Here is a 16209-nt window from a genome sequence, read left to right on the forward strand (position 1 = left end):
ATACTTGCGTTTAGTTTTCGTTAAGATCGTTCACCAACTTATCAATGTACGATTTCTGAGCGGTTTCACCCTGCAAGTTTTCCCGAAGAATCTTTTCAGCAATTTGCACCGACAGAGCAGCCACTTGCTGTTTCACATCAGCCAGTGCCGCCTTTTTCTGACTTTCTATCTCTAAACTAGCATCTTCCACCATGCGCTTTCGCTCCTTTTCTCCCTCTTCCCGAGCGGTGTCCTTAATTTTGTTGGCTGCTGAAGTAGCCTCCTTCAGCATAGTTTCTCGCTCTTTGCGAGCCTCGGCTAGTAGCTGTTCGTTGCTAGCTTGTAGCTGCTTCATTTCTTCTTTGGCTTTTTCGGCCGATAGCAGTGCCTCTTCAATAGAAGATTCTCGCTCGTTTAAGGCATTTAGTATAGGCTTCCAGGCGAATTTGCCCAGAATAAACAGCACTGCCAGAAAAATAAGCAGTTGCCAGATAATGAGTCCCGAAGCAGGTGATATTAAATCCATAGTATTGTTTTATTTTGATACTGACAGAGACACAAAATCTTGTGTCTCAACAGAAATTTTAAAGAACCCGAAGCCGCCTAACGCGGTCTTCGGGTGTCCATTCATTTAAGCAGTCGCAATGATTAGGCAGATAATTACCCCAAAGAGGGCAACCCCTTCAATTAGGGCAGCGGCGATAATCATAGCAGTTTGGATACGGCCAGTGGCTTCCGGCTGACGGGCAATTGCTTCCATGGCAGAGCCACCGATGCGACCAATACCCAGACCCGCGCCTAACGCAACGATTCCGGCACCGATACCAGCACCCATCAAACCATAACCTGCGGCAGCTTCCGCTGCTTGTAGTAAAAGAGCTAACAACATAGTGTTAAACATTTATATGAATTGAACAAAATTTTAAACCATGGCTGAGTCTTGCTGCATTTCGGGCATCTTCTCATCATGTTCGTGCTCGTGATCATGTTCCTCCACTGCCCCGCCAAAGTAAATGGCGGAAAGCAGCGTGAATACATACGCCTGTAAGAACGCCACCAACAACTCTAAGAAAGTCATGATAGTACCGAAAATCACACTCACCGGACCTAACGCAACACTTTTGAAAATAAAAACTAGACCAATCAAACTCAGAATAATAATGTGGCCCGCCGTAATATTAGCAAACAAACGAACCATTAGGGAGAATGGCTTGGTAAATAGACCAACAATCTCAATAGGAATCATAATCGGCAATAGCCACCAGGGTACCCCTGGGGTAGCAACAATGTGTTTCCAGTATCCTTTATTTCCATTGAACTGGGTAATTAAAAAGGTGATAAATGCCAACACAAATGTTACTGCAATATTTCCGGTCACATTAGCTGCACCAGGTAGTAATCCTAGTAGATTATTGATCAGAATAAAGAAGAAAACGGTTAGCAAGTAGGGCATAAACCGTTTGTATTTTTTTTCGCCAATCAGGGGGCGGGCAATATCATCGCGCACAAACAGAATAATAGGTTCTAGCAGCGATTGCAATCCTTTGGGCGGAGTACGCGGATCGCTTTTGTACCGCTTCGCAATCGATAGAAAGATAATGAGCATCACTGCCACGCTAATAAACATGGCAAATACGTTCTTGGTGATAGAGAAATCGTAGAAGGTGCGCCCTTCGTCTACCGCTTCTAGGTGCCCACCATCATCAGTTAGCATGTAGCCATTGTAAGGCGCGTAGTTATGGTCTTCATCTAAAAACTTAGAAGACATAAATACTTCCAACCCCCGATCGGGAGAGTAAAGAATGAGTGGTAGTGGCAGCGTAACGTGGGTATGCCCAATAGTAATAAAGTGCCACTCATAGGCATCTTTTACGTGGTGGAAGATGAACTCAGTAGACCCTTCGGTTTCCGGGTCGGCTTCTCCATCAGCTGCCCAAGTGGGTGAAGTAGAGAGTATAGTAAGTAAAAAAGTAAAAAGTACGGCTGTGATTGTGCGGTTACTGGCTTTCCCCATGTTGATCGGTATCCTTTTCCAAATGCGCGCGCAAGTTAGTCAACAAACCATAGATTTCAAACCCCAGAAAGGCTAAATACAAAACGGCAAAATTGATAACAAACGTAATTCGGTGAGGTACGTCTTGCATAAGCGCAAAAAATATGATTGCGACGCTAATAAGCAGGCGAAAAACGGTGGTAGCCAGATAGGTGAGAATCATTTGCTGCTGATCTTTTTGCAGGGATCGAAGCGTGACTAAGGAAGCTAGCCCGTTTATAATTAAAAAGAAAGGAACCCAATAAATGGCGGTTGGGTGAAGGTAAGGAACTTGAAGGTGCTGTAGTACAAAAATGATAACAGCGAGTGCAAGAGCAAGCACTACCAGTTGGGTTAGGTGAGAACGAGGCATCGGAAATTATTCGTTTTTCGGCAAGCCGCGGATTAGCGCGTAAAGCGAGGCAGCAAACGCCAGTAGGCCAAAGACCACTACAAAAATAGGAAAGCGATTATCTAATGAATCATCCAGGCGCATTCCACCCCAAACGGCTAGCCCCATTACGGCAATCATCTGAAAGGCCAGCCCTGAGTACTTAACGTACGCGCTAAATTGTGCGTGATTGGGCTTCTTCTTCTGATTCGGGTTCGGCGTATTCGTCGTCGGTGGTTGTTTCGGGTTCATCGGTATAGGAAAGGTCGCTGTCGCTCACCGAAACTCCCATGCGGCACGAACCGTTGAAGGTAGCTCCAGCTTCTACAATTAGTTTATTAGTGGTAATATCACCGTGAATAACGGCGGTAGGCTTCAATGTAAGAAGTTCGCCCACTTCAATCGATCCTTGAATTTCTCCGGCAATAATAGCATTTTCAGCCATTACCTTGCCTTCTACGTAGGAAGATGACCCCAAAGCCACTTTCGCCTGGCAATTCACGTTTCCTTTCACTTCGCCTTCCACACTAATGTTGCCAGAGGTGACAATATCTCCTTGAATGGTAGTGCCTTTACCAATATTACTGGTGCTGCTTGAATCTTCCATCCGGGGTTTTTTATCTTGATTATTGTTAAACATATTGGGTTGAAAGTTTAAAATGATACAAATTCTTCAGGGTTCATGGGATTTCCGTTGTACCACAACTCGAAGTGCAGGTGAGGTCCGGTAGTTAGTTCGCCTGTGTTTCCAATAATAGCTACCACATCACCCGCACTCACAAAATCGCCCGTTTTCTTCAGCAGGCTTGAGTTATGTTTATATACGGATATCACATTACTTCGGTGCTGTACGGCAATTACATAACCAGCGTCTTGCGTCCACGAAGCCATAATCACGGTGCCATCGGCAACACTTTTAATCGGCTCATTCTTCTTAGATACTACATCTACCCCGTAGTGCCCAATTTTAGGATTGTACGGTGCCGAAATAATTCCCCCCAAGGGTGAAAAGAAGAACAACTCATCCAACTGACTAGAAGGAGCTAACGAAGCCGAAGTTAGCATTTCTACGCCACTTTCTTCAAACTCTTCCCTAAATTCAGTATCAATCTTCGAAGGTTGAAGGTCACCCTCGGCCTGATCATTCACTGCGTTGCCATCTACCGAGCGATCATCTATACTCGCTAAATACGCATTTTCTGTTTCTAACGTACTATCGCCGCTCACAATATACTGAAACGAATTAAAAAACTGATTACTTTGCGCCACTACTTGCTCTAAAGAATCTACTGCCAGGGAAAGTTCAATCAGCTTACGATTTGCTTCGGCCTGAGCATAGCGAGGATCAAACCACTGTTTTAATAATGTGTTCACCAGAAAAAGACTGATAATAAAAATTATCATGCAGATAGATACAATGAACATTGTTAACTTGGCGTAAGTAAAGGTGAGAGTGGTTTTTTCGGCAAAATCCTCCTCATTCCGAACAATTACCAAGTATCGGTTCGTTAAGCGGCTAACAAATGTCTTTTTCGATTTCAAAGTATTATCATTATTTATCCAATTATCTGGCAGGTTTTGCTCGCGGCAAGCAGTTATAGCCAAGCTATACGAACAAATCTAACCATTTAGCAAAGAATACATAAATTGCACACCTTCAACACTGAGCTATAGTCCGTTAGCTTTATTTTAAATCTAAATATTATTCCATTGAAGGTAAAAGAATTTGGAAAATATTACATTCTAATTTGGTTGCTGGCTCTTTTGGCTGGTTCGGGCTGCGCCCCGGAAGCCACCGGACTGGTTTCCAGTGTATACCATAATACTACAGCCCGGTATAATGCCTACTTTTATGCTCGGCTGCAAATGGAAGAAATTCAGCAAGCAATTGCCGATAATGAAGAGGTTAACTACAACAAAACCCTTAGAATATTTCCTGAGCCAGATACCAATCTGATTAATGGATTGAGCGAGCAGCTCGATGATTGTATTAAAAAAGCGTCTGTCGCTATTGAGCGACATCCTAACAGCCGCTGGGCCGACGATTCTTATATTCTGGTAGGGCAAAGTCGGTCCATCAATCAGAACTACGGCGATGCGATCAAAACCTTCAAATTTGTTAACACCCACAGCGAAGATGATGAGGCTCGCCACCGGGCGTTAATTGCACTTATGCGAACCTTTATTGAAGCCGATGAGCAAAATAACGCGGTTGCGGTATCGGATTATTTACGTAAAGAAAAACTTAATCGTACGAATAAGATACAGTTTTATCTGACCCGGGCGTACCTGGCTCAGTTAAACGAAGATTATAATGCGATGGTAGGCAATTTGCTGCTAGCCTCTCCTCTTATGAAGAATACCGAAGGTCGAGCCAAGATATTTTTTATTCTCGGTCAGCTCTACCAAGAGTTGGGCTTTGATGCTCAAGCGTACCAAAACTACCAAGAGGTGCTGAAGAGTAATCCCGAATACGAGCTGTTCTTCTACGCCCGCCTGAACATGGCTCAGGTGTACGATCTTTCGAAAGAAAGTGATACTAAGAAGATTCGTAAGTACTTCGTCAAACTGCTGAAAGACCAAAAAAACGTAGAGTACCGCGACAAAATTTACTACGAAATGGCTCAGTTTGAGCAGAAGCAAGACGATCTGGAACTAGCCATTGAGTACTATAACGAATCAGTGCAAGCCAGCGTGAGCAATAATCGGCAAAAGGCGTATAGCTACTGGGAGCTAGGCAAAATTTACTACGACGAATACGCCAAGTACGAACTGGCCAAAGCCTACTACGATAGCACCATTGCCGTACTACCGCAGGATGAACCTCAATACGAAGCTATTGCGGCTCGCCAGCAAATTCTGACTAATTTTGTGGAGCAACTCACCATTATTAAAGTACAAGACAGCTTATTGGCACTAGCTGAGATGGATACGCTGGAGCTCAGTGCTTATTTGGATGAAGTGCTCGCTGAACGACAACAGCAGCAACAAGCTGAAGAGCGACTGGCTAACCGCCAAGCTCGGCGACAACGAGCAATTTCTCAGTTTGGGGCGGCGCCCAATCCGTTCGATACGGCTTCAGGCGAAGAGGCAGCATCGGCGGCGGTAGGTGAAAATTGGTACTTCTATAGCCCGGCGGCGATTAGTCAGGGGCAAACCGCGTTTGTTCGTAAGTGGGGCAACCGGCAGCTAGAAGATAACTGGCGTCGATCTAATAAAACTATTGAAGAAAATTTTGCGGCTAATGACGAAGAACGCATCGAGGTAGCCGACCCGGTGTTAGGTGACCCTTCGGCTGAAATAGCTGATGCCGCCGGCGAAAAACAGGCACTATACGCCGATATTCCGTTTACCGAAGAGCAGAAACAGGTCGCTTTTAAGCAAATTGACGATGCTTACTTTAAACTGGGTGGCATTTACAACTTTGACTTGGAAGAGAAAGCCAACGCTATTGAGACGTTTGAAACTTTGCTTTCCCGCTTCCCGGCTTCTGAGCACGAACCGGAGGTGCTGTACCAATTATATTTGCTGTACCAAGAGCAAGGCGATGATGCCACTGCTACCCGCTACAAAAATCAGCTACTCACCGATTTTCCCGACAGTATTTTTGCGAAGGTTATTCGCAACCCCAATTACCGGGAAGAAAGCAATTTAGCCAGTGCCCAGCTTCAGAAAATTTACGAAGAGGCATATCGGCTCTACCAAAAAGGAGCTTACCAACAAGCCGAACCGCTGGTGCAGTCTGCCTTACAAGAGTACGACGACAATGATTTTGTAGATAATATGGAACTGTTGCAAGTACTAATTTCAGGAAAACTTAGCAGTCAGTACGAGTATCAGTTTGCCTTACAAAATTTTATAGATGAACATCCCGAAAGTGAGGTGACTCCTTACGCTCAGGAATTACTTACCGCTGCCCAGGGCTTCGAAGAAAAATTAGTCGCCCAACAAGGAGCCAAGTTCATTCCTGCTTTTGATCAAAAGCACTCCTTTATTGTAGTGTATAATAGCAAGGGACGACTATCAACTGCGCTGCCAAAAGTAGTAGATGCATTTAATGCTGAGCACTTTGGGGAAGATCAACTTACTTCGGCCAATCTGATGCTGGAAGATGGACAAGTGATGATTATTGTGGAAGAATTTCCCGATCAGTCCACGGCTCAGCAATACTTCACGAAGTTTAATAGTGATGTATCGCCACTCAATAATATTCCCGAATCTAACCGCTATGACCGTAGTGATATTACCAGCAATTTTATCATTACTGAGGATAATCTGCCTATTTTGTACCGCACTAAGGATATAGAAAATTATCTTCGTTTTTTCGAAAAGCATTACACCTTCTAATCAACTCCATAATTTTTAAGAAATTTGTCTGATTTTTGTTCATCTCAAATACATAGCATTAAGGCTTAACCAACGTACCACCAAGAAATCAATTTTAATTAGCAGAAGCAGAAGATGGCTAGTACTCAAACCTCAAAGAAAGAAGTTGAGAAAAAAGATCGAACCCAACTGTACACTTGGCTTGTGCGTGGGGCTTGGTTTTCGTTTATATCTTTCTTCATTCTATTTCCCCTTTACATCTACACGGTAAGCATCGATTTTATGGGGCTGTACGGCGGGCTACCCAGTTGGTCAGCCCTGGAGAATCCTAAAAATGACGTTTCCTCCGAGCTCTACTCGGCCGATAATGTGCAACTAGGAAAATACTACCGCGAAAACCGTAGCCCGGTGACTTACGAGGAGTTATCACCCAATTTAGTAAATGCACTGGTGGCCACCGAAGATATTCGCTTCACCGAACATAGCGGTATCGATTTGCGAGGTATGGGTCGAGTTGCCTGGGGGGTATTTAAAAAGGCGATCACTTTTGGAGCCAGTAGCCTGGAAGGTGGAGGAAGTACACTGTCGCAGCAAACGGCTAAGAACCTATTTAAAACTCGGGGAGAAAATGAAGGCCCTCTAATGAAAATTCCCGGCTTAGGGATGCTCATCATCAAAACCAAAGAATGGATTTTGGCAGTGAAGCTGGAGCGGTACTATACCAAAAAAGAAATTCTGGCGATGTACCTTAACACCGCCCAATTTAGTGGCAGTTCTTACGGTATTAAAGTAGCGGCTAAAACTTTTTTTAACAAGCCTACTTACGATTTGGATGTAGAAGAGGCTGCCGTACTGGTTGGTATGCTAAAGGCTGCTACTTACTACAATCCGGCCCGAAACCCTAATAACTCTATGCGTCGACGCAATGTGGTGCTGAACCAAATGAGGAAGAATGGCTTTCTGGAACAAGAAGCGTACGATACGTTAACTCCTCAGCCCATTGTGCTCAATTATAAAGTGGAGAGCCATACCGAAGGTCCCGCTACGTACTTTCGGGCGGTAATTCGCCGTTGGCTGTACCGCTGGGCTGATGAGCATGGTTACGATCTGGATGAAGATGGATTGAAAATTTACACTACGCTAGATAGCCGGATGCAAGAGCATGCCGAAGAGGCAGTTAAAACGCATATGAGTTACCAGCAGAGTCTGTTCGAAAAACATTGGGGTAAAGAAAACCCCTGGCGAGACGAAAAAGGTAAAGAGATTAAAGGGTTTATTGATATGCTGGCCAAGCGCACCCATCGCTACAAAGGCCTAGAAAAGAGATACGGTAAAGATCACGATTCCATTAGCATTGTGATGAATACCCCGGTACCCACCACCTTGTTCACTTGGGAGAAAGAAGATTATCATCTGGATACCATCATCAGTCCAATTGATTCTATCAAGTATACCCAACGTTTTCTGCACGCCGGATTTATGTCAATGGACCCATACAGCGGACATATTAAAGCTTGGGTTGGTGGTATTAATTACGAGTACTTTAAGTACGACCACGTAAAGCAGGGAAAGCGCCAGCCTGGTTCCACTTTCAAGCCGTTTGTATACGCCGCAGCGGTCGACAATGGCTATTCACCCTGCTACGAAGTAGTAGATGCTCCAGTAACATTCAGTGTGTATACCAATGGGGAAGAAGATACCTGGACTCCGAAAAATGCTGATGGTCGCTATTCGGGAGATAAAATGACTATTCGGCGAGCCATGGCTCAGTCTATCAATTCGGTAACAGCGTTCGTAATGAAGCGACTCGGGCCAGAAACCGTAGTGAGTTACGCCAAGCGGATGGGGATTACCAGTAATATTGAAGCCGTGCCGAGTTTATCCCTAGGTGGTGGCGGAGATGTATCCGTTTACGAAATGGTGGGTGCCTACAGCACCTTTGTGAATCACGGCACCTGGACTGAACCCGTATTTATTACCCGAATTGAAGATAAAGATGGTAATGTGGTGTACGATCATCCGGTAAAAACGCGGGAAGCCCTAAGTGAAGAAACGGCTTACCTAATGCTGTACATGCTACGGGGAGCCACCGAAGAAGACGGTGGAACCGGACGAGGCATTCCTCTGGAAATCCGAGATGGCAATGAAGTAGGAGCCAAAACCGGAACTACTTCCAATTACTCCGACGGCTGGTTTATGGGCGTAACCAAGGATTTGGTATCAGGAGCTTGGGTAGGTGGCGATAACCGCAGTGTACACTTTAAAACTTTAGCACTGGGGCAAGGTGCTCGAATGGCCATGCCTATCTGGGTAGAATACATGAAGCGGGTGTACGACGATGATCGACTTGACTACGAAAAAGGAGCTTTTGAACGACCTCGTACCGGGTTATCGGTTGAAATTGACTGCGATCAGTACGGTTCTTTTGGCGAAGAAGCTGATTCTTTAGAAATAGAAGATTCCCTACGAATTATTGACCGGGATGAAATTTTCTAAAAGTTAGTGCTGAATAACGTTAAAAGAACCTCATTCAGTCATATCTATCTGATATTCATTTATATACCCAGAGCATTATTTGATAGCTCCGATGTTGTATGATAATATTTTTGCAAAGACCACTCAAATGAGTGGTTTTTTTGCTTCTTTAGTAGAAATTATCTAATTAATTACATCCGAAAAGAAAATCGGCCTTCTAGAACAGTAATTGTTTCTTTTTTACTGACTTTTTCGTAGCAATAACCCGCATTAGCTGTGGAGCAAACGTATACCGAAGATCAAACGCTTATTCAGCGCATCAAAGATGGCGATGAAACTAGCTTAATTAAAATTTATAAAGAATATCGACCGGCTTTTCAGCAGTGGGCGCAGCATAGCTACCGTATTGATGAAGAACAATCGGCCGATGCCTTTCAGGATGCGGTAGTGTGCCTCTACCGAAACATCGTTCAGGGTAAGCTAGAATCACTAACCAGCTCATTAAAGACTTACTTATTTGCCATTGGCAAAAACGTTATCCGTAAGAAGCTACAGCAACCGGTTGCCCTAGAGAGTAGCGAACTAGGTCTGGTAGAAAGCCTCCACGCCGACCCTATTGACCAATTTGCCACCAATGATCGCCAACGCTTGGTAGCTCGACTGATGGAGACCATAGGTGAACCCTGTAAAAGTATTCTGGAGCTGTTCTACTTCCGTGGTTTTAGCATGGAAGCCATTGCGGAACGGTTACAATATAAAAACGAAAACGTAGTAAAAACCCAGAAGCTACGCTGCCTAACCAGTTTGAAAAGCATGGTACGCGAACGGTACCAAAACGAAGATTTTGTTTAAGACAATAAGGGAGACGATGGCAGAAAATCGCTTTAACCAAATTGATAGATACGTTAGCGGGTCAATGGCTGGAGAAGAACTGGCTGAGTTTGAGAAGCGGATGCGAGAACACGTAGAATTGGCCGAGGGGGTGCACCTTCATCGTGATATTTTGGCTGGAATGGAGCTACAGTTTATGCGCGAACTCAAAGAGCGCCTCATACTAGCCGACCGCCCTGAAAAGAAAATCAACTGGAAACTTATTGCCCTGATTGTCGGTGGGATGGCTGTTCTGGGAGCAGCCGGGTACGCCATCTACTACTATTATTTGCTATAATTGAACTTGGGTTAGCAGAGAATTTCAGATACCGCTATTTGATCTGTAAACTTACTGAGTACTGCCGAAGCACGCTATTTTCCCAGTGTCGCTTCAAATCAAGGTTTAGTTTGTATTCCCCTTTTTCTATTGCTGAGAAGCAAAATTGCTGCAAAGCCTCTCCACCGGGTCTGCTTTGTTCAGACAGAACCTCTTCGCCGATAAGCTTTAGCTTGTTGGGGATACTATCAGCTTGCTGCCAAACCCAATAATAGCCGATGCCCGGCTGGTGAGATAACTCTACCAGTAGGGTATCTTTGTAGGCTACCTCCACTTGCTGATTATGATGCTGTTCATCTAATATTATTTCAGTTGTATTCATTGGTTGGTGATATAATGCTGATAACCACAGGTAAAAGAATAGAACTACTTGTTTCATAACTGATACGAATGAAGGCTTCCCTTACGCAGTGAAGGTAAGGGAAGTCCCCAAGTTGGATAAATTATCCCTCAATCTTTTCAAATTCTTCAGGATGAAGAAACGGGTTAATAATTTCAAAGCGTTCTCTGATAACCTCCAATAAATAATCATCAGGAATGTAAAACCGGCTTTGAGCTTGCACCCAGGTGGCAGCATACCCTACGTTGTTGGTGTTGTAGTCAATCCACATATAGCCATTGTCGCCCCAGCCACTACCCCAAGAATTTTTGATAAGCCAAGCGTTTTTGTTGTCATCCCAGCCTACCAATGTTATAGCGTGATTTATTCCTTTGCCAGCTTCTTCTTCCTTAAATACTCCATCAGCCGGATTGTACCGCATAAAAGCGGAAGTAGCTTTCACCGCTATTGACAATGAACCATACTTACACAACGCATCTTTTAGCTCTTGTACCGAAGGTATTTCACGTTTTACCGTTACAAAGCCCCAGTTTATGGCTCGGAAAGGTTTATAAAGTCGAGGAGAACAGAAGTCATCTAGTGCTAGATACGGTTCGCTGGCTTCGCTGGCCACCCCGTTTGTCAGCATGTATTTAAACACAGGATCATACCAGCCACCGCGGCAACTTCCTGCGCCTGCACAGTTCAAGACATCCTGCTCCGACACATCAGCGGTGATATTATTGCGGATCATATTACTGCTCTCGTAAGCACCCATAGCGGCAAATGCCCAGCAACTACCGCAGCCACCCTGATTACGAACCGCAGTTACCTTACCCACATCGCGCCAGTTAAAGGCAGTACGGCTGGCAAAACACATATCCTTAAATAAGTAATCGTAGTCAACTAACCGCTCGTAATCCAATTCATAAATAATCTCGGCGTACTTATTCTGGATTTCAGCAATCTCTTGCCAGTTTTCCGGTAGTTCAAATTGCGCCAGCACTTCTAGAGGATACTGTTCTGCGGCGTTATCATTCTCTCGGTCACGGTACTTGTCTTCAAATTTAGGATTGTTAAGCAAGGGGTAATGGGAAGAAATCTGTTCGCTGCTATCTTCGCAAGCAGTGAAGCTGATTCCAATAATGGTAAAAGCAATGATAATGGGAAATAGTGATTTACTTAGCTTTTGCATGAGAGTAGTATTAAAGTGAATAATTATTGAGGCGATCGATCAGGTATTGGTACACCAAAGAGTAAAAATGTAACTACCGTCAAAAAAATAATAGTAAAAAAGCATAATTCTAGACACACTATAAGCCAAACTTGATAGTATATTACTCTGCATTTCCTACCAGAAAGAAATTGTATTACAAATGTCCCATAACATATTTTGTGCGGTAATAGGTCAATGAGAAAAGCTGATTTCTACTCGCCGATTCTTAGCTCGAAGCACTTCGTCAGCGTTAGGGTACAAAGGCTCTTCTTCTCCCCTTCCTCCTACTTTAATTCGCTGATAATCAATTTGGTAATTCAGTAAAAATTGACGAACTGCATTCGCTCGGGCTAGCGATAACCGCTGATTACCTTCTCGACTACCAACATTATCGGTATGCCCGGTGAGGGTTACTATTAAATTTGAGTTCTGCCGTAGAAAGCGCGCGATAGCTTGTAGGGAACTTCGCGATTCTTCCCCTACGGAAGTCTGACCGAAAGGAAACTCAATAAATAAATTAAGGGTAGATGTTTCTATTCTACCCCGAAAATCATTCGAAGATAAAGGCACCACTACACGAGTTACTGAAAATTCTCTCACTGAATCGGTAAACGAAGCGGGCGGTAGTGAGGTAAGTAAAGGTATGGCTACGGATATTTTTTCTGTTGAGCGGTTCCGGCGACTGGATTTGCGTTTCTTACGGCGTTTTCGCTTGTTTTTATTTTTGGGGGTTACGGGCTGATGCCAAGCCAATGCAACTTCAAACGCACTTCGCAACGGATTAGCCCGGTGGCTACTTGCTCCCGTATCAAAGCTCACTCCCAGTGTGTAGTTGGACTGATGCCACTGTAGGGCTAAAGCTAAGCTACGATTGAGGGTGTAGCGAGGAATAAAATCAACTCGAGGCGCACTATCAGCAATTCCAAAGGCATTCCTTAGTTCGTAGGAGAAGCGACTGCCTACGTTCAAAATGCTCACCCCAGCCTGGTGCAGCAGTAACAACTCAGGAAACAGCGTAAAGCGATTTTTTTGGTACGCCCGCAAACCGCTTTGTAAACTCAATGTAGACGGCAACGGCTGGGCATCGCCAAAAAATGACTCATCCGGTCGGTTAAGATCCAACCAGCTTATTCCGGCATAGAACGTAGTATTTTCGTGGCGATCTAGAGCGTACCACAGCACTCCGGTTCCTAGAGAGAGGTAGTTGGCTTGTAGATCATTCATGTTTTCGCCCGAGCCTAGTGCTGGGTCAAAACCCTGGCCGGGGCGAAACTGGCTACCGGTACGAATATTTTCAGTAGAGATTCGCTTGATCTGATAATGAGCCTGAACCCCTAAACTGAGTCGCTGATACCGAGAAAGCGAAATGTCGTGCGCCAATAAAGCCCCCAACCGCTGAAAACGGTACCAACCCGATTCGCCGGTGTTATCATCCAGTACCGAAATACCTACGCCCCCGTACCGACGTTTGCCCTGTAGTAGCGGACGGGTTACTGTAAGTTGAGAAGATTGAAAAATATACCCACCATCAAAATTCTGACGGCGATAGTGAGCCACAACCCACCAGTCGGGTGAAGCTGCTGCCCAAGCCGGGTTTGTATTAACCGGAGCCAGTTGGTACTGGGTGAATAATGGGTTTTGGGCAAAGGAGTGAAGTGCGCTGAGTAAAAAGAAAAGTAGCAGAAAAGTGCGAATCATACCGATGAGTTATCAATAATTTACCGAACCAGGCGCAACGTACCAGACTGATTTCCTTCAAACACCAGCGGAGTGCCATCCTCAAAAGAACCAGAAATCTTCCAGAGATATAGCCCGTTGGGTAGTGATTGATTACGGTATTTTCCGTCCCAGCCTTCTGCCAAGCGATTGGTTTCAAACAGTAGCGTACCCTGCCGGTCGTATACCTGAAAAGTTAGCGTTTCAACTCGTTGTCCGTACAGACGAAATTCATCGTTCTTACCATCGCCATTCGGCGAAAACAGGTTCGGGACAAACAGCGTAGTGAGCACCCGCGCTGGCTCTAGTATCACGGTAATGCTATCCGTAACGGAGCAACCGTTTAGGGTAACTGCCTGAAGAAAATAGGTAGTCGTTTGAGTGGGTGAGGCTGTTACCGATTGCTGAGTGGTATCGCTTAAGTTATCTGCTGGAAACCAAGTGTAGCCAAGAGCCTCTTCGGCGCGCAAGGTCACCAATGAACCAGACTCTACACTTACCTGGGTGTCGGCAATTAGCTCTTCTTCTGGAAAGAGGTCGATTATCATGGTATCGTACACCAAACAGGCCGAAGGCAGCGTTGCCTCCAGCCACAGCGTATCGGGTTCAATTACTTCAAATGCCAGCGTATCCTCCGAACCCACTAACCCCTGACGAGCCGAGTGCCAGTTGACTGCTGAAAAAACGGAATCCGTTACCAAGACTAACGGTTCGTTTCGGCAAACGGTAGTATCGCTGGGAAGTAAATCAAATTCTTCGTCGGTAGTGACAGTGATTGTATAGTTGATAGCACAATTGGTTTCCGATTGAATAGCGTAGTAGAGCGTATCGGATTTAACCACTGTGTAATCTAACTGCCGACTGGTTTGCAGGTAGCCCTGCTGGGTGGAGTACCAATCTACCGCCTGCCTGGCTCCTAAACGCAGCGTAGTATTGACGCAAACTGCCGTATCTTCTCGCGTAATGGTAAAGCATACTTCGCGCCCGCCACCGCCTTCGCAGGGTTCACTCATCCGAAAGGAGTTATCTACGGCGGCTACTCCCCAGTGAAAGGTGCCTTCCGGCAGGTTACGAACGATGTGCTCAGTACCGTACCCTGCTCGTCCGTAATCAGCCCGATGTTTAAATTCATCCGAAAATTCCGGTGAAACATCATAAACTACATTACCTTCTTGCTGAACGTACAGATCAAATGTTAGCGCAGCTAGTTGTGTGGTATCATCGGGCGAAGCCTGCCAGTTGAGGAACGTCTTGTTGGCAATCGTGCGTACCTCAGGAGCTGAAGGGCGACCGGGGCCGGCATTTTCGGTATTAGTTTCGTTCCACAGTAGAAATAAGGAGTCCGGTGAATTGGGGTAGTTGGCTACTATCAGCCCATCTAAATTTCCGTCATTATTCATATCACCCACTGTCTGATAAAAATCAGAGGCCAACAATAATAAATCGTACACTTCTTCCCGAACGGTACTATCTTGATTGAAGTACCAGCGTAGCACGTTCTGCCCGCTAGCGTCCTGTCCAGCCAAACTAATATCGGCCAGACCATCGTGGTTGTAATCGGCCAGCGAAGCGAAGTCGCCCCGAATGGAAGGCATCTCTAATTTTAGCAACTCATAATTCTGATTGGTATACTGGTACAAAGTAGTTGCCGGTTCGTTCTGAGCATTCTGTCCCGAGAGTAGTATATCGTTGCGGCCATCGTGGTTATAGTCACCAATGGCTACCGCGGTGCCGATTACCGAATCAGGAACAACATTTTTAGGGGCAAAGGCAAAATTTGTTTGGTTCTGGTAGAGTTGGGTAACTGCTTCTCCATTTTCCGTGGTTCCACTCAGCAGTAGGTCAATCTCATCGTCGTTATTCCAATCGTAGGCGGTGGCTACACCGGCTTGTAGGGCGATAAGTAGTGTGTCTTGAACAATAAAAGCCGTATCTACATTCTGATAGACTAAGGCAACCAGAGAATCTGCTTTGGTACCGTTGAGCATTAGGTCGCGCCTACCATCGTTATCGAAATCGGCACATGTGATAATACTGGCTTGCAGACTATCTACCTGCATTCTCAAACCAGTGCCCGGATCGGTTAAAGAATAAAAAACATTTGTAGTTCTGTCGTCAACACTGTCTCTACCCGAGATCACCACGTCTAGCAAGTTATCTCGATTAAGGTCAGCAAAAGCGAAAGTAGCTTCGGTAATGGTAGGCAGAGAGAGTTGTCTTAGCGTAAATGTTTGGTTACCCTGGTTCTCGTAAATCCAGTAGCCAATATTTCCTGCCGAATTGGTTCCGTAGAAGAAATAATCCAAAAAGGTATCACCGCTTAGTTCGGCAGCAGTGGCGTACTCAATATTGAGGGGCAACGTCAACGTATCGGGTTTGAAATTTTGGGCAGATACGGTTATGGTCAGGGTGAAGCAAAATATGATGGGAAATAAAAAGTGAAGAAAAATCCCCCTCAATCCCCGCTCCACGGCGGTCACTTTGTCAAAGGGGGAATTGTATAACGTGTTTTTGCTCTGGTGTTTATCGATAGACACTTTCATGTTGT

Annotated in this window: 15 protein-coding genes; 4 read left to right on the top strand and 11 right to left on the bottom strand. The window is 45.1% G+C overall.

All coding sequences use genetic code 11. The features are described 5' to 3' along the window. Positions 1-10 precede the first annotated feature (10 nt). The 7 genes from atpF to P0M28_RS18715 form a co-directional block, all read right to left on the bottom strand. Positions 11-505 (bottom strand): F0F1 ATP synthase subunit B, encoded by a 495-nt coding sequence (gene atpF, locus P0M28_RS18685; protein ID WP_302204191.1) that lies wholly within the window; start codon positions 503-505, stop codon positions 11-13. Positions 506-610: 105 nt separating this feature from the next. Then, positions 611-868, bottom strand: a complete 258-nt coding sequence (atpE, locus tag P0M28_RS18690; protein ID WP_302204192.1) for an ATP synthase F0 subunit C — start codon at positions 866-868, stop codon at positions 611-613. 33 nt (positions 869-901) lie between these two features. After that, positions 902-1993, bottom strand: a complete 1092-nt coding sequence (atpB, locus tag P0M28_RS18695; protein WP_302204194.1) for a F0F1 ATP synthase subunit A — start codon at positions 1991-1993, stop codon at positions 902-904. After that, the gene (locus P0M28_RS18700; protein ID WP_302204196.1) at positions 1977-2384 is read right to left on the bottom strand and encodes a hypothetical protein; all 408 of its coding nucleotides are present in this window, start codon (positions 2382-2384) and stop codon (positions 1977-1979) included. The genes atpB and P0M28_RS18700 overlap by 17 nt, the downstream gene beginning before the upstream one ends. A 6-nt stretch (positions 2385-2390) precedes the next feature. Next, positions 2391-2654, bottom strand: coding sequence for an AtpZ/AtpI family protein (locus P0M28_RS18705; protein WP_302204197.1), 264 nt, complete (start codon positions 2652-2654; stop codon positions 2391-2393). Then, on the bottom strand, positions 2578-3042 hold the full coding sequence (locus P0M28_RS18710; RefSeq protein ID WP_302204198.1) for a bactofilin family protein: 465 nt from the start codon (positions 3040-3042) through the stop codon (positions 2578-2580). Before P0M28_RS18710 ends, P0M28_RS18705 begins: the two co-directional genes overlap by 77 nt. A gap of 14 nt (positions 3043-3056) precedes the next feature. Beyond that, complete coding sequence (locus P0M28_RS18715) at positions 3057-3944, bottom strand: M23 family metallopeptidase (protein WP_302204199.1); 888 nt, start codon at positions 3942-3944, stop codon at positions 3057-3059. A gap of 168 nt (positions 3945-4112) precedes the next feature. Between P0M28_RS18715 and porW the strand changes: the two genes are divergently transcribed. From porW to P0M28_RS18735, 4 genes are all read left to right on the top strand, one after another. After that, a complete protein-coding gene (porW, locus tag P0M28_RS18720) occupies positions 4113-6749 on the top strand; it encodes a type IX secretion system periplasmic lipoprotein PorW/SprE (RefSeq protein ID WP_302204200.1) in 2637 nt (878 codons plus the stop codon). A gap of 114 nt (positions 6750-6863) precedes the next feature. Beyond that, positions 6864-9224, top strand: coding sequence for a penicillin-binding protein 1A (locus P0M28_RS18725; protein ID WP_302204202.1), 2361 nt, complete (start codon positions 6864-6866; stop codon positions 9222-9224). 255 nt (positions 9225-9479) lie between these two features. After that, a complete protein-coding gene (locus tag P0M28_RS18730) occupies positions 9480-10055 on the top strand; it encodes an RNA polymerase sigma factor (RefSeq protein WP_302204203.1) in 576 nt (191 codons plus the stop codon). Between the two features lie 16 nt (positions 10056-10071). Further along, the gene (locus P0M28_RS18735) at positions 10072-10371 is read left to right on the top strand and encodes a hypothetical protein (RefSeq protein WP_302204204.1); all 300 of its coding nucleotides are present in this window, start codon (positions 10072-10074) and stop codon (positions 10369-10371) included. A 34-nt stretch (positions 10372-10405) separates the two neighbouring features. On the opposite strand, the gene P0M28_RS18740 is transcribed toward P0M28_RS18735, so the two are convergent. The 4 genes from P0M28_RS18740 to P0M28_RS18755 form a co-directional block, all read right to left on the bottom strand. Continuing rightward, positions 10406-10732, bottom strand: a complete 327-nt coding sequence (locus tag P0M28_RS18740; RefSeq protein ID WP_302204205.1) for a protease inhibitor I42 family protein — start codon at positions 10730-10732, stop codon at positions 10406-10408. A gap of 121 nt (positions 10733-10853) precedes the next feature. Continuing rightward, the gene (locus P0M28_RS18745) at positions 10854-11924 is read right to left on the bottom strand and encodes a C1 family peptidase (protein WP_302204207.1); all 1071 of its coding nucleotides are present in this window, start codon (positions 11922-11924) and stop codon (positions 10854-10856) included. Between the two features lie 213 nt (positions 11925-12137). Next, positions 12138-13643: a PorP/SprF family type IX secretion system membrane protein gene (locus P0M28_RS18750; RefSeq protein WP_302204208.1), complete on the bottom strand. Its 1506-nt coding sequence runs from the start codon at positions 13641-13643 to the stop codon at positions 12138-12140. 20 nt (positions 13644-13663) lie between these two features. Further along, positions 13664-16204, bottom strand: a complete 2541-nt coding sequence (locus tag P0M28_RS18755; RefSeq protein WP_302204209.1) for an FG-GAP-like repeat-containing protein — start codon at positions 16202-16204, stop codon at positions 13664-13666. Positions 16205-16209: the final 5 nt, after the last annotated feature.

It is taken from the genome of Tunicatimonas pelagia, assembly GCF_030506325.1.
Lineage (GTDB): Bacteria > Bacteroidota > Bacteroidia > Cytophagales > Cyclobacteriaceae > Tunicatimonas > Tunicatimonas pelagia.